The sequence below is a fragment of the Lysinibacillus sp. VIII_CA genome (assembly GCF_049943995.1).
Taxonomy (GTDB): domain Bacteria; phylum Bacillota; class Bacilli; order Bacillales_A; family Planococcaceae; genus Lysinibacillus; species Lysinibacillus pinottii.
Map to the genome: position 1 here is coordinate 1 of NZ_JBNFXM010000123.1, position 253 is coordinate 253.

A 253-nucleotide genomic window follows, 5' to 3' on the forward strand; every position below is an offset into this window, starting at 1 on the left:
GCTTTACTCACCGCGTCCAAAATCGTATCTCCAGATAAGCCTTTTCCGCTCTTCATATACGCCTGAACTTTTACAGCATCTCCGCCAGTTAAACCAGTTGGTGATTTCACACCGCGAATACCACGTTCTACCGCTTGCTCCATCACGACTAAGTTCTTTTCCATACCAGCGATTACTTCTTCACGTGAAATACTTCTTGTTTCCATTTCACATTGAATCATAATTTCTGCGATTTTTACATTTTGTTCTTTAG

General features: G+C 41.1%; 1 protein-coding gene. It reads right to left on the minus strand.

Going from position 1 to position 253, the window contains the following annotated elements:
- Window positions 1–253, minus strand: a 253-nt coding sequence (locus ACP3VS_RS24490; RefSeq protein ID WP_426390332.1) for an L-serine ammonia-lyase, iron-sulfur-dependent, subunit alpha, incomplete at both ends; no start/stop codon positions are given.